This is a genomic window from Bradyrhizobium sp. USDA 241 (assembly GCF_049739505.1).
Lineage (GTDB): Bacteria > Pseudomonadota > Alphaproteobacteria > Rhizobiales > Xanthobacteraceae > Bradyrhizobium > Bradyrhizobium liaoningense.
Genome location: NZ_JBMGPZ010000004.1, coordinates 1,454,254 through 1,468,078 on the forward strand (window position 1 = coordinate 1,454,254; position 13,825 = coordinate 1,468,078).

Here is a 13,825-nt window from a genome sequence, read left to right on the forward strand (position 1 = left end):
CGCGTCGGCCATTACTTCAACAGCTTCATCGGGTTGGCCAACTTCTGCTTCAACTGCTCGAAGCGGCATTGCCGCGGCGCCTTGTCGGGGCGCCAGCGCAGGATCGAGGTGCCGTGGCGGAAGCGCTCGCCGCTGAAATGATCGTAGCAGACCTCGATGACAAGCTTCGGCTTCAGCGGACACCATTTCGCCGAGCGCTCTGTCGACCAGCGGCTCGGCCCGCCCGGCGCATTGCCGGTGAAGCCGGGCTCGCCGATCAGCGCCTCCAGCCGGTCGGTCAGGTCGGGCTTCTCCTGTGCCTTGATGGCCGAGGTGAAGCCGACATGATGCAGCAGGCCGTCATCGTCGTAGAGTCCGAGCAGCAGCGAGCCGACCACGTTGCGGCCGGCGATCTTGTTGGTGGCGTAGCGGAAGCCTCCGACCACGCAATCGGCGCTGCGGAATTTCTTGATCTTCTGCATGCCGTCGCGATTTCCCGCCTGATAGGCCAGGTCGACGCGCTTGGCGATGACGCCATCCGAGCCGCCGCCGGATTGCGCGAGCCATTTCCCGGCCGTCGCGTAACTCGCCGTCGCAGGCGAAAGCCGGAAGATGCTGCCCTTGAGATGGGACTTCGCAAAAGCTTCCAGTGCCGGCCGTCGCTCGCTGAGCGGCGCCTTGGCAAGCTGCTTGTCCCCGGCCGTCGCGAGCAGGTCGAAAACGAGGTAGAGCGCGGGCGTCTCCTGGGCGAGCTTCTTCACCCGGCTTGCGGCAGGATGAATCCGCTGCAGCAGCGCGTCGAACGAAAAACCCTTGCCCTGCGGCACCACGATCTCACCGTCGAGCGTGAAGCGATCCGCCTTCAGCTTGAGCGCGGCGGCAACGATCTCGGGGAAATAGCGCGCAAGGTCCTCGCCGGATTTCGAGCGCAGATCGACGTTGCCACCCTCGCGCGACAGCAGGCAGCGGAAGCCGTCCCACTTGGGTTCATATTGCCATTCCCTGCCGCGCGGAATCCCGTCGACCGAACGCGCCTCCATTGCGACGAGAGAGCTCGATCTTCGGGCGCGCTTCGCGGGAGGGGTTGGCAAGGGCGGGACTCGTCATACGCCGAACATGTCCCATCAACGCAAAACGGCCGGCTTTCGCCGGCCGTTTCCGAAAATAATCTTCGAGGTGGATCAGACCGCGGAGGTGATCCACTGCTGCAGCTTCGCCTTGGGCGCTGCGCCGACCTGGCGGGAGGCCATCTCGCCGCCCTTGAAGATCATCAGGGTCGGGATCGACATCACGCCGTACTTGGAGGCGGTCTTCGGGCTCTCGTCGACGTTGAGCTTCACGATCTTGACCTTGTCGCCCATCGCGCCGGCGATCTCGTCGAGGGCGGGCGCGATCATGCGGCAGGGGCCGCACCATTCGGCCCAGAAATCGACGACCACGGGGCCGTTCGCCTTGAGCACTTCGGCTTCGAAATCGGCGTCGGAAACCTTGCTAACGGCCATTGGGAGTACCTCACTCGGTTGAAAGAGAATCGGCGCGACCTGGAATCGCGCCCGGGATCATGCGGTCAACCTATGAACGGCTCCTTGCCGGGTCAAGGACGCTCACACCGAGATGAAGGGATGCCAGCGCCGCGTCCAGCGCGGGGGCCGAAATCTCCATATATTCAAGGGCCTCGGTCCAAAGCAGGACGGCCCTTACGGGCTTTCGGGGATAAAGCCGCGACAGCACCGCCCGGTACAGCGCAAGCTGGCGGACATAGGCCGCCGGCGCCTCTGCGGCGCTTCTGGGGGCTGCCTGGTTGGTCTTGAAATCGACGATCAGGACCTCGTTCGGGCGAACGACCAGCCGGTCGATCTGCCCCGACATCAGCGCCGGGGCGCCGCCCGGCCGCTCCAGCCGGCCGGCGATGGCAACCTCCGCCCGGCTGCCGGCGGCAAACACCGGGGCGAAACGCGGTTCAGTGATCAAGGCGAGCACCTTGTCGACCAGCGCAATGCGGTCGGCCTCCGGCCAGTCCGAGGCATTGCGCACCATGAAGCCGAGCGCCGCCTCGCGCCGGCGCTCAATGGCGATGTCGGGCAGGGATTGCAGCAGACGGTGCACCAGCGTGCCGCGCTGCAGCGCCAGAGCGCGCGACTGGATTGACTCGCCGGTCCGCACGCTGCGGCCTTCCTCGGCAGACTGGCCGGAGGGGCGCACGGGATCGTCGTCGATGGGCTCGCTCGGCGCCGGCGTCCGCAGCCAGTCCGGCAGCACGATCGATTGGTCCAGGGTCGCCGCCGGCGCCCCCAGCGCCGCGACATCCTCCGGTCGGGCGAATCGGGTGACCTTGCCGAGCGGCGTCTCGATGATCTGCTTGTCCAGGCCCGAGCCGGCGAGACCGGTGTCGACCAGATCGTACCAGCTCAGCTTGCGGACCGTCTTCATGTTGCCGGGCATGCAGCCGCCGACGATCAGCCGGTCGGCCGCGCGCGTCATCGCGACGTAGAGCAGGCGGCGATACTCGTCCTCGGTCTCCTCGAGCATCGCCTTGCGCGCCTCGGCAACCGGCCTGGGATCATCCGCCTTGCGGCCGGCCCAGACCACCACCTCGCCGCCATTGCCGCGCGGCACGTGAATCAGCCGAACCCGCTGCGAGTCCGCGGGCGACGATGTCGTGTCGACCATGAACACGACGGACGCCTCGAGCCCCTTGGCGCCGTGCACGGTCATCACCCGCACCTCGTCGCGCGAGATCTCCATGTCGCGCTTCACCTCGGTGTCGGCCGAACGCAGCCAGGCCATGAAGCCCTGCAGCGAGGCCGGCGCCTTGCGCTCGTAGTTCAGCGCCAGCTCCAGGAATTCGTCGAGCGCATCGTTGGCCTCGTGCCCGAGCCGGCGCAGGACGCGCGCACGTCCGCCGTCGCCGCCGAGCAGCCAGGCGTAGAAGGCGAACGGCGTCTCCTCGCGCGCACGAATCTCGCAGGCTTCCAGGCGGTGCAATGCCGTGGCGAACCTTTCGCTTCCAGCCGCATGTTCGCCGAGCGCGCGGCGCAGCGATCCCTTGCGGTCATGGGCAAGCTGAAACAGGTCGTCGTCATCGAGCCCGAACAGCGGGCTCTTCAGCGCCACCGCGAGCGCGAGATCGTCCTGCGGCAGCAGCAGCGCGTCGGCGAGGTTCATCAAATCGATGATGGCGATGTGCTCGGTGAGCTTCAGCCGGTCGGCGCCGGCGACCGGGATGTTGGCGTGCTTCAACGCCTGGATCACGGCGTCGAAGGCGTTGCCGCGCCGCCGCACCAGGATCAGCATGTCGCCATAACGCAGCGGCCGCCGCTCGCCCTCGTGTCCCGTCAGCGTGCCGCTCTCCACCAGCCGCTTGATCTCGGCCTGGATGCGGCGGGCAAGCTTCACCTCCGGGCTGGTGACGGCGACGCCGTCGAACGGGGCTCGCCAGCCCTCGATATCCTGCCTGTCGTCGGCCTCGGCCAGATCCCACAGCTCGATCACGCTCGGCCCGGCATCGGCAAGCGCATTGTGCAGGGGATGACCGATCTCGACCGAATGGATGCTCTTGTAGATCTGCGGATCGCGGAAGACGTGGTCGACGGAGTGCAGGATCGTCGCGCCCGAACGGAACGAATAGGTGAAGGCGACCGGATCGAATTTCAGCCCGGCTGCCGTGAACTTGCGATGCAGCTCGCGCCGGCGCGCATCGAACTCGTGGGGCGCTGCGCCCTGAAACGAGAAGATCGACTGCTTCTCGTCGCCAACCGCGAAGATGGTGCGGTTGAGCCCCTCGCGCGCGCCTTCGCCGGCGGTGAATTCGGAGATGATGTGCGCGACGATGTCCCACTGCCGGGGGCTCGTGTCCTGCGCCTCGTCGATCAGGACGTGGTCGACGCCGCGGTCGAGCTTGTAATGCACCCAGCCCGAGGCGACGCGGTTCAACATCGCCAGCGTCTTGTCGATCAGATCGTCATAGTCGAGCAGCCCGCGCTCCTGCTTCTCGCGGCGGTAGTTCGCGGCAGCGGCAGTCGCGATGTGCAGCAGAGCGGCAGTGCGATCGCGAACCGTCACGGCGCGACGCTTCTCGATCAGCCCTGCAAGACGCTGCGACTCGGCCTCGAACAGGCGGGCAACGGACGGATTGTGATCGCAGAATTTCTTGGTCAGCACCGCCTTGCGCGGCAGCTTCTCGTCGGTGAGGAAGACGGACAAATAAGCATCGACCTGGTCGCTGCCGGAGAACGCCTTTGCAGCGCGGAGGCGCCCCGCCTGGTCATTGTCCGATTTGCTGCCGTCTTCCAGCGTGAAGGCGATGTCGTCCCAGCGCGATCGCGGCAGGAACGGACCATCCAGCATCTCCGTCTCGACGTCCTCGATGCGGTCGCTCACGTCAACGCCGAGCACCGCAGCCATCTGCGCCGCTGCGGCTTCCGCGTTGCCGGCCTGGTCGGTCCAGGCCATGAAGTGATCGCGGCTGAGGCACGCTTCGCGCACGACCTCCTTGAAGGTGACATCGGCCGCGCTCGCCATCGCTGTCAGCAAAGCACGGCCGGTCACGCTCTCGGGGTCGCGCGCTGCCTCAAGCAGCACCTTCAGATTGGCGCGCTCCATCATGTCGGTCTGGTCGCGCTCGTCGATCACGGCAAAGCGCGCCGGCACGTTGGCCTCGAACGGAAACTGCTGGAGCAGGCGGGTGCACAGCGCGTGGATGGTCTGCACCTTCAGCCCGCCCGGGGTCTCCAGCGCGCAGGCGAATAGCTTCCGTGCCTCGCGCCGCAGCTTTGCGCTCGGATGCGGGATGCCGACGGCGCGGATCGCGGCATCGAGTCCGGCATCATCCAGCGTCACCCAATGCCCGAGCGTGGCGAACACGCGCTCGGCCATGTTGGCCGCGGCGGCCTTGGTGAAGGTGATGCAGAGGATCTTTTCCGGCGGCACGCCCGACAGCAACAGGCGGATCACGCGCTGCACCAGCACATGGGTCTTGCCCGAGCCGGCATTGGCCGAGACGAAGGCCGATGCAGTCGGATCGGATGCACGCGCCTGCCGCGCGCGCACCTCGTCAGGGATGGGCCGCGGCGCCTTCACCATTCCTCGATCCCCAATCCTCCGGCGGCGGACCATTCCTTGATCCGGGCGAGGTCGTCATAGGTGCCGTAGCGGTTCGCCCACATCGGCAGATTCAGCGAGGTATAGGCCTGGCTCTCGTCCTCGAAGGCACGGATCAGCGCTTCCAGCTTGGCTCGCGCTTCGGCTGCCGCGGTGTCGGGCGGCTGCGGCTCGTCGCCTTGCTTGAACTTGAGCTCCAGGATGCGCTCCTCGCCCGGCGGATTGTTGCCGCTGAGGCGGACATAGACGAGCTGGCTCACCGAGGAGCCGGCGTCGATATCAGGGAAGCCGCCCTCGCGCAGAATCGCGGCTTCCAGCGTGAGCTGCGGTGACAGGCCCATGCGGACCTGCTTGCCGGTCGGTGGCTGCCCGGTCTTGTAGTCGAGAATGGCGTAGCTGCCGCCCTGTCGGCGCTCGATGCGGTCGGCCCGCGCGGAAAGATAGAAAGTGCGCGCGTTGTCGAGCGGGATCGAGATCTCGCCCCGGGTCTCGGCCGTGATGGCCTCGATCGCATCGCGCCGCGCCGTCTCCCATTCGCCAAACCAGCGCGCGATACGCTGGAAGCGCGGCCACCACAGCGCCCGCGCCTCGGGGCGCTCCATCAGCGGCGCAAAATGTTTCTCGCCGATCGCACGCAGCACGCGCGCGGGATCGGCGGGCAGATATGCGGCATAGGCCTCGGTGAACTCGCCGAGCGCATCGTGAATCGCCGAACCGCGGTCGGCCGCCGAGAGCGGCATGTCGACGGGATCGAGCGCATCGAGCTTCAGGATGCGTTTGGCGTAGATCGTATAGGGATCGCGCAGCCAGTCTTCGATTTCGGTGACGGACATCTTGAGCGGCCGCATGGCGCGCGGCGGCCGCGGCTCCGGCTGCTTGATCGGTCTGACCTCGTCGGGCTGGTCCAGTGCGGCGGCGAACTGCACATATTTCTCGCCGGCACGGACAGCCGCGTTCCAGAGAACGTCGCCCGCGACCGCCTCCAAGCGGTGCAGGAAGCGCGAAGCCACCGCCGGCGCGCCGCCGGCCTTGGCGGAATGGGTGAGGATCACCTCCTCGCCGCCGAGCAGTTGCGCGAAGTCATGGGCGGAGAGGCCGATGCGGCGCTCCGGCAGGTCGAGCCCGAGCTCGTGCCGCATCGGCCGGCTGAGCCAGGGATCGATGCGCGGCGCCGGCGGCCAGACACCTTCGATCAGGCCGCCCACGATGATGCGGTCGGCCTGCATCAGGCGCGATTCCAGCGGGCCGTAGATCTGCAGGCGGGCGCCCGGCCTGTCGCGCCGCCGCACCGCGCGATCGCCGAACGCGGTCTGGAAGACGTCGGGATAGTCGGGCAGCGGCACCATCAGCCCGCTGGCCGTGCCGCTGCGCAGGAGATCGTCAAAGGCGCTGGCAAGCGCGAGACCATCGCGATCCTCGAAGGCGAGCGGGATGCCCTGCTCGTCGCGCGACAGCTCGATCATGATCTCGCGATGCCGATGCGCGAGCTCGGCGAAGTCATATGGTCTCGCGGGCGGCAGGCTCTCGATCGGCGCCAATGCCTTTTGCAGGACATCGATCAGCGCCTGGACGCGATCGAGATCCTCCGCCTTGAGACGCGCCCGCGGCTCGGCGCGGTGCAGCGCGGAGACCTCGCGGCGCCAGAGCTTTGCGAGTTCCTCGCGGAAACGGTTGAATTCGCGCAACAGGCCTGCGGTGGCCGCCGGCGGGCGCGTGCCGCGCAGGACTGCGAGCTCGAGGCCTTCGATTGCCCTCTTCCACGCGCCGGGCGCGCGGCCGAGCCGGCATAACGGATGCTTCAGCATCGCCAGCAATGTCGCCGGCTCAAGTCCCTTAGTCGCCGCCTCTGCCGCGAGCCGCGCGAAAGTGCCGGCGGATGTTTCCATCAGCACATCGCCGCCGGAATCGTCGAAGGCGAGGTCCCATCGGGTCAGCGCCGCCATCACCCGCCGCGCCAGCGCACGGTCGGGCGTTACCAGCGCCGCCGATTTGTCGAGATGCCGCGCCTCGCGCATCGCAATGGCGATCGCGAGCGCTTCCATTTCAGGGTTGGGGGCTTCGACGACAGCGAGGTTCTTCATGCCGCCGGCGATCTTCGCAGCGACGTCAGGCTGCTTCAGCCGGTCATGCCAGACTTCCGTCCTGGCGGACGGCCGCATCGATTCGGACGCGAGCAGATCGCGGCCGCCGTCCGCTGGGGGCTGAAGCAATTCGACATCGTCACGCTTGATACCGAAACGCTGCAGCAGCGCGTGCATGGCATATTGCGGATGGTTCGAGGCCGGATGCTCCACGAACTTGCCGAGCGCATCGCGCACGCCGCCGATGGTGCGCCAGGCGTCGTCGTCGAGATCGGTGTCGAGGCCCGGCAGCACCACCGCGCCATGCGGCAGCGACGCGACTGCGTGCAAGAACTTCGCGGTGGCCGGCATCGAGCCGGTCGACCCCGCCGCAATCACCGGCCCGCCCGGGTGCGCGGTCAGCCGTTTGGCTTCCGCCGCGATCAGGAGATCGCGCCGCGCGGCCGGCTCGATGCGGTTGATCTCGGCGAGATGATTGGGCCAGGCCATGCGCGCGATGCGCAGGAATTCGAGCGAGTGCTGCCAGTAGCGATCGAGTTGGTCCGGCACCAGTCCATCGAGCGCGCTCCAGTCCACGCCGCGCGTGACCATGTCGTCGATCAGGCGCGCGAGGTCGGATGCAAGCGCCAGCGTCGAGGCCGGCCCGCCGACCACCAGCGGCGACAGCACCGGGCCCCTGGCCCAGGCGGCGACGAGCTGCGCCAGCGTCAGCCGCCGTTCGAGCTCGCCCAGCCGCGGCGGAATGTCGAGCGGCGCTGCACCGGAAAACTGCTCGCTCTCGCCGGCGAAAGCGAGCTCGTCCTCGTCGATGTCGCCGAGCGCGACGATGCGCGGCAGCACCACCGCGTCCGCTTTCATTTCATCGAGAAAGATCTCACGCACGACGCGCATCGCACGCCTGGTCGGCAAATACAGCGTGGCGTCGGCCAGCCGCGCCGGTTCCTTGCGGGCCTCGAACCCCTCGACCAGCCGGCCGTCGAGCAGGGCCGTGACGACCGTGCGCAGAAACGGAACTGAGATGGGAACGCTGAAAACGCGCATGAGCCGCCTGATTCGAGAATCAGGGCAATATAGGGAGGCGGGTTCAAATGGTCATGCGTTGGTGCGGAGTCTTCCCCGCTGTTCGCCAGGCTGGACAGGTGTCATCATCCGCGAAGGCGGATGATCCAGTATTCCAGAGGCGATGGAGGTTGACCCGAGAGGCCGCGGCGTACTGGATGCCCCGCCCTCGCGGGGCATGACAGCATGGCCCTACGCCACGCTTTCCAGAAACGCCTCTTCCGCGGCGTGAACGGCATCGGGCGTGCCGACATGCATCCAGACACCGTCAAGCCGCAGGCCGAACAGCCGCTCCTGCTCGTTGGCGCGATCGAACATCCTGGTCAAAGAGAACTCGCCCTTCGGCGCGTCGGCGAAGATCGACGGCGATATGATCGCCGCGCCGGCATAGACGAACGGAACGACCTCTTTTTCCTTGCGCTTGCGCAGGGCGCCGTCGGGCAGCATGCCGTAATCGCCGCGGCCGCCATAGCCGATGCTGGTTGCGGTCGGCGCCATCAGCAGCAGGATATCCATGCGCTCCGGGTCGAAATTTTCAGCGAGCCGCGTCAGGTTCGAGCGCACGCCGTCGATCCACAGCGTGTCGGAATTGACGTGGAAGAACGGCGCGTCGCCGAGCAGCGGCAGTGCCTTGACCACGCCGCCGCCGGTGCCGAGCACCTGGTCGCGCTCGTCGGAGATGGTCACGCGCGGATGCTGGCGCGAAGCGACGTGATTGATGATCTGGTCGGGCAGGTAATGCACGTTGACCACCGCCTCGGTCACGCCGGCCCGGCCGAGCTTGTCGAGCACGTGGTCGAGCAGCGGCTGGCCGGCCACCGGCACCATCGGCTTCGGCATCTTGTCCGTCAGCGGACGCATGCGCAGGCCAAACCCTGCGGCGAGCACCATGGCTTTGGTCGGTTTGACGGGCATCCTTCGCTTTCTCAGACCATTCGCATTCGCAGCAATCCTACCACGAGGCTCGATCAGCCGCATCGCATCTCGACCGCCTTAACCACCCGCCGTGACGGTTGTACGACGGGTGTTGCCGTCACGCCCCAATGGTCGCGGAACGCGCCCTTTTCTTTTTGTCGCCGAGCTTGAGGAAATTGACGCCGATCTGGTCGCCATTGACCCAGGCAAGTTCGCAGCGCCGGTACGCCAGCCCGGTGGACGACAGCAGGAGAAAGAATTCCTTCAGATGGAGCCCTTCCACCGAGCCGTCGATGGTCAGCTTGGCGCCGCTCTCCGAGACGTCCTCCATGGTGCAGTCGCGCCGCCAGGTGCCGTCGATTCCCATCACCTGGGCCGGAATCCCGCGTTCGAAAACAACCCGGCCATTGCCGCGCTGGTCCGTCTGTCCCGCCATCTGTCCGCTCCAGCCCCGCAATTGTCCGGCTGCCTCGCCGCCAGAATACCGACATTTTGGCTAACGGCCGGTAAATCGGGCCCCAGATCAGGCTTGAGACGCCCCTTGGGGCGATTCTTGGGACGGTTCTTGGGGCGGCGGGACGTTGGCGAGATACCACTCGCGCAAGGAGCTCAGCGCGGGATGCGCCAGCGAGCGCTGGAGGTAGGTCCAGATCCGCGGCTGGTGGCGCAGATAATGCGGCTTGCCGTCGCGGCGGTTGAGGCGGGCGAAGGTGCCGAGCAGGCGCGTGTTCCGCTGCGCCGACATGATGGCGTAGAGCTCGGCAAAGCCGGCCGCATCGAAGCTCGTGTCCTGCGCGCGCCGCGCCTTGATGTAGCGCGACAGCAGCGTCAGCTCGACGGTCTCGGGCACGTCGATGCGGGCGTCCTGGAGCAGCGACACCACGTCGTAGGATTGGGGCCCCAGCACGGTGTCTTGGAAATCGATCACGCCAATCCGCTCGATGCCGCTGCGCTCCCCGAGCCAGATCAAATTGGGTGAGTGATAGTCGCGGATGATCCATGTCTTCGGCGCCGCCAGCGGCGTCCTGAGCAGTTCGCGCCACATCGCGAAGAATTCCGCGCGCTTGTCGTCGCTAAGCGGCGCGTTGCGATCGGGCAGGTACCATTCTGGCATCAATCCGATTTCGATCAGCATCGCCTCAACGTCGAAGACGGGGATCTCGTAGGTTCTCCCGTCCAGCGGCAGCGTCTCCGGCAGCGCCTTGCCATGCAGCATCGCCAGCAGGTCGGTCGCGGCTTCGTAGCGCTCGCCGATCGGGCGAGGCGGATCGCCCTCGATCACCCCTTCGCTGCCAAAGTCCTCGGTAATCAGGAAGCCATGATCGAGGTTGGAATGATGAATTGCGGGCGCGGAGATTCCCTGCGCGCGCAGGCCTTCGGCGATCGCGACGAAGGGTTTGACGTTCTCCGCGAGATGCACCGCGGCGCTGTAGGACTTTCCGTTGTAGAGAGCCGCGCCGTCGGGCCGCTGCGGAAAGTTCATGAGGATGACGATGCTGTCGTCGCGCAGCAGCCGCGCATAGGAGCGCGTCGACGCATCGCCGGCCATGCGCTTGCGCGTCGCATCCATGTAGCCGGATGCATCGAGGAAGTCCCGCAGCGCCTTCAGCCGCGCGACGGTGGCGGCGCTCTTGCCATGGCCGGTGATGTCGGCAGCGCGTGCGCTCGATCCCAGCGCCGGCCGGTGCGTTAGCGCGATGTCGATGCGATCCTCGGGCATCGCCGAGGGCGCGCGTTCCGGCCATTCGATCAGCACGAGCGTTGCCTCGGGGAGCGGCGACAGGCCGATCTCCTCCAGCTCGCCCTCGTCCTCGACGCGGTAGAGATCGGCATGCATCACCGGGAAGGGCGGCAGCTCGTAGCCCTGCACCAGCGTGAAGGTCGGGCTCGGCACTTCCAGCGTCTCGTCGCCGGCGAGGTAGCGGATCAGGCTGCGCGCCGCCGCAGTCTTGCCGGCACCGAGATCGCCGGTGAGGGTGATGACGTCACCGGGGCCGACCAGCAGCGCGAGGTCGGCCATCAATTGCGCAGTGGCCGTCTCGTTGTGGAGCGCGACGGAGAATGTGGTTGGTTCCGTCATTCGGCGGCGTCGCGATGCGCCGCCTGGTCGGTCGGGAAATCGCAGATCACGACCGTGCCCCGGCCGACGATCGAATCCACCCGCACCTTGCCGCCATGCAGCTCGACGAAGGAGCGCACCAGCGACAGGCCGAGCCCGGCGCCGCGGTGACGCGAGCCCTGCGAGCGGCTTTCGAACCAGTTGAACACCTTGTCCTTCATGTCGGCAGGTATTCCAGGTCCCGAATCTGTCACGGTGAAGACCACGCTGCGTTCGGTGCGGCGCGCGCTGATGCCGACGGTGGAATCCTGTGGAGAAAACCCGACGGCGTTGGCGAGGAGGTTATAGAGCACCTGCACCACGCGCTTCTCGTCGCCGACGAAGCTGCCGACATCGGGTGCGATCTCGACCTTGAGGCGGATACGGTCGGTGGCGAGCCGGTCCTGGATGCCCTCGGCGGCGAGCTCGATAGCCTTGCTGACGTCGACTTGCCCGAGTTCCAGCTTCATCGCGCCGGCGTCGATGGTGGCGAGATCCAGGATGTTGTTGGTGAGCGCGAGCAGCGCATTGGTCGATTTGGTGACGTAGTCGAGATATTCGGCCTGCTTCGGCGTCAGCGGCCCGGTCGAGGGATCGCTGAGGAAATGCGCAAAGCCGATGATAGTGGTGAGCGGCGAGCGCAGCTCGTAGGAGACGTGGTGGACGAAATCCACCTTCATCTGGTCGGCAGCCTCCAGCGCCTCGTTGCGCTCGCGCAGCGCGCGCTCGACATTCTCGGTGTCGGTGATGTCCTGGAACGTCAGCATGGTGGCGCCGTCGGGCAGCGGCCGGATCATGCCGTCGAGCACGCTGCCGTCCTTGCGCTCCAGCTTCAGCGGCACGTCGGCGCGGTTTTCGATCGAGGTGATGGCCTCGCGGATCTGGCGCCAGACGACGGGATCGTCGTAGAGCTGATGGCACCAGCCTTCCACCGTCTGGATGTGCGGCTCGTCGCGCATGGCATCGCTGGAGAGCTTCCACATCCGGACGAAGGCCGGATTGAACAGCTGCGCCTTGCCATTGCTGCCGAACACCGCGACGCCCTCGGCGAGGCTGTCCAGCGTCTCGCGCTGAACGCGGATCAGGCCGTCGAAACGGCGGGCGAGGTCGAGGCTCTCGGTGACGTCGTCGAACAGGTAAGTGACGCCACCCTCGGGATTCGGCGTGGTGACGACCGAGAGCGCGCGGCCGTCAGGCAGGAACCAGGTGTCCTTGGCGGTCTCGACCGCGCGATAGGCTTCGTGCAGCTTGGCTTTCCAGGCGCGGAAATCCGGCTGCTCCGGCAGCTTGCGCGCGGCGCGGAGCTGGTCGAGCACGCTGGAATCGTCAGGGTTGGCGTCGAGGAAGGTGCGGTCGAGGTCCCACAGCCGCCGATAGGAATCGTTGTAGAAGGCAAGGCGGCGCTGGCCGTCGAACACGGCAACGCCGGAGGAAAGCTGGTCGAGCGTGCGGCGGTGCGCCTCCGCCATCCGCACCAGTGCCGAACTCAGTGCGGCCGCCTCGCTGGCGTCGATCGCAACACCGACACTGCCGCTGCCGACATTGACCGCGCGCACGTCGTAGATGCGCCGCTCGCCGCCGATCACGATCGGCAGCCGCGAAGTGAAGCTGGCCGCGTCCTTCAGCCCCCGCTCCATCGCGGTGCGGTCGGCACTGTCGAGCAGCTCCAGCTTGCGCTCCTGCGCGTCGGTGACGCTGTTTGCCTCGGTGGCGCGCACATAGGCCGGGTTGGCGTAGGTCAGCGCGCCGTTCTCGCCCTTGGCCCAGATCGGCCAGGGTGAGGCGGCGGCGAAGCCGCGCAGCATCTCGGTCTCGTCGGAGAGCGCCTTGTAGCGCAGATGGGTCTCGGCCAGATCGCGGCGCAGTCCTGAGAGCTCGCGAATCCGGACAATGGCCTGGCCGCCGATGGCGCGGCCGATCGCTTCCAGCGTATGACCGTGCGCGGTGGTCAAGGTCAGCTGGAACCCGTCGCCGCGATCGCGCAGCGCGTCGACGGCATGGTCCATCTGGAGCGCGGGCTCCGGGGGCAGCCAGGTTCCGAACGCCAGCACGCGCTGCGGGGAGGAGTCGCGCGGCAGCACCAGGGAGATGTCGCCGGAAATCTGAACGCGGTTATCGCCGGCGGGCCAGGAGATCAGGATCTGCGGTTCGGCGAACAGCAGCGCGCCGAAGCGGTCGGCCTGGAGCTGAAGTTCCCCGATCCGGGCGCGCAGCCGCGCCTCGTTCTTGACCAGGCGTACCCGCGTGCGCATCAACAGGATCGCGGCCACCACCGAGAAGCCGAGCAGCGCCAGCGCGGTGGCGAGGACGGCGAGTTCCTGCCGGTTGAAATCCAGCATGGTGGAGAGGGTGTCGATGAGATCGGCGGCCCGGGCCGGCGCAGCCGGCAGCAGCGCCGCAAGAGCGCTCCCAATCAAGCCGCTGCGCGCCAGCGACGTGCACGACAGCAGCGTCCGACGCATCGACACGATCACGCCTGACATAGTTGCCCCAAGACCGCACGAATTTGCGCGCGGCGACCCCCGTCGCGCGCGAATCAAAAGACAATACCCCCACCGTGACTCCGCCGGTAAGAGTCCAGATCGTGAACGTA

Annotated in this window: 8 protein-coding genes; all 8 read right to left on the reverse strand. The window is 67.0% G+C overall.

The window, feature by feature from the left end; genetic code table 11:
* Window positions 1–11: 11 nt before the first annotated feature.
* Window positions 12–1,019: an ATP-dependent DNA ligase gene (locus tag ABIF91_RS16720; protein WP_284279351.1), complete on the reverse strand. Its 1,008-nt coding sequence runs from the start codon at window positions 1,017–1,019 to the stop codon at window positions 12–14.
* 141 nt (window positions 1,020–1,160) lie between these two features.
* A complete protein-coding gene (gene trxA, locus ABIF91_RS16725) occupies window positions 1,161–1,481 on the reverse strand; it encodes a thioredoxin (RefSeq protein WP_008540017.1) in 321 nt (106 codons plus the stop codon).
* A gap of 70 nt (window positions 1,482–1,551) precedes the next feature.
* Entirely contained in the window at window positions 1,552–5,061 is a 3,510-nt protein-coding gene (gene addA / locus ABIF91_RS16730) for a double-strand break repair helicase AddA (RefSeq protein WP_424579264.1), read from the reverse strand.
* The gene (addB, locus tag ABIF91_RS16735) at window positions 5,055–8,201 is read right to left on the reverse strand and encodes a double-strand break repair protein AddB (RefSeq protein ID WP_028176469.1); all 3,147 of its coding nucleotides are present in this window, start codon (window positions 8,199–8,201) and stop codon (window positions 5,055–5,057) included. Before addB ends, addA begins: the two co-directional genes overlap by 7 nt.
* A gap of 210 nt (window positions 8,202–8,411) precedes the next feature.
* On the reverse strand, window positions 8,412–9,134 hold the full coding sequence (locus ABIF91_RS16740) for a nucleotidyltransferase family protein (RefSeq protein ID WP_028176470.1): 723 nt from the start codon (window positions 9,132–9,134) through the stop codon (window positions 8,412–8,414).
* Between the two features lie 118 nt (window positions 9,135–9,252).
* Window positions 9,253–9,570 carry a PilZ domain-containing protein gene (locus tag ABIF91_RS16745; protein ID WP_028176471.1) on the reverse strand — a complete coding sequence of 106 codons (318 nt, stop codon included), beginning with the start codon at window positions 9,568–9,570 and terminating at the stop codon, window positions 9,253–9,255.
* An 87-nt stretch (window positions 9,571–9,657) separates the two neighbouring features.
* Window positions 9,658–11,214, reverse strand: coding sequence for a tRNA (adenosine(37)-N6)-threonylcarbamoyltransferase complex ATPase subunit type 1 TsaE (tsaE, locus tag ABIF91_RS16750; RefSeq protein WP_028176472.1), 1,557 nt, complete (start codon window positions 11,212–11,214; stop codon window positions 9,658–9,660).
* Entirely contained in the window at window positions 11,211–13,715 is a 2,505-nt protein-coding gene (locus tag ABIF91_RS16755) for a sensor histidine kinase (RefSeq protein WP_028176473.1), read from the reverse strand. Before ABIF91_RS16755 ends, tsaE begins: the two co-directional genes overlap by 4 nt.
* Between the last annotated feature and the right edge of the window lie 110 nt (window positions 13,716–13,825).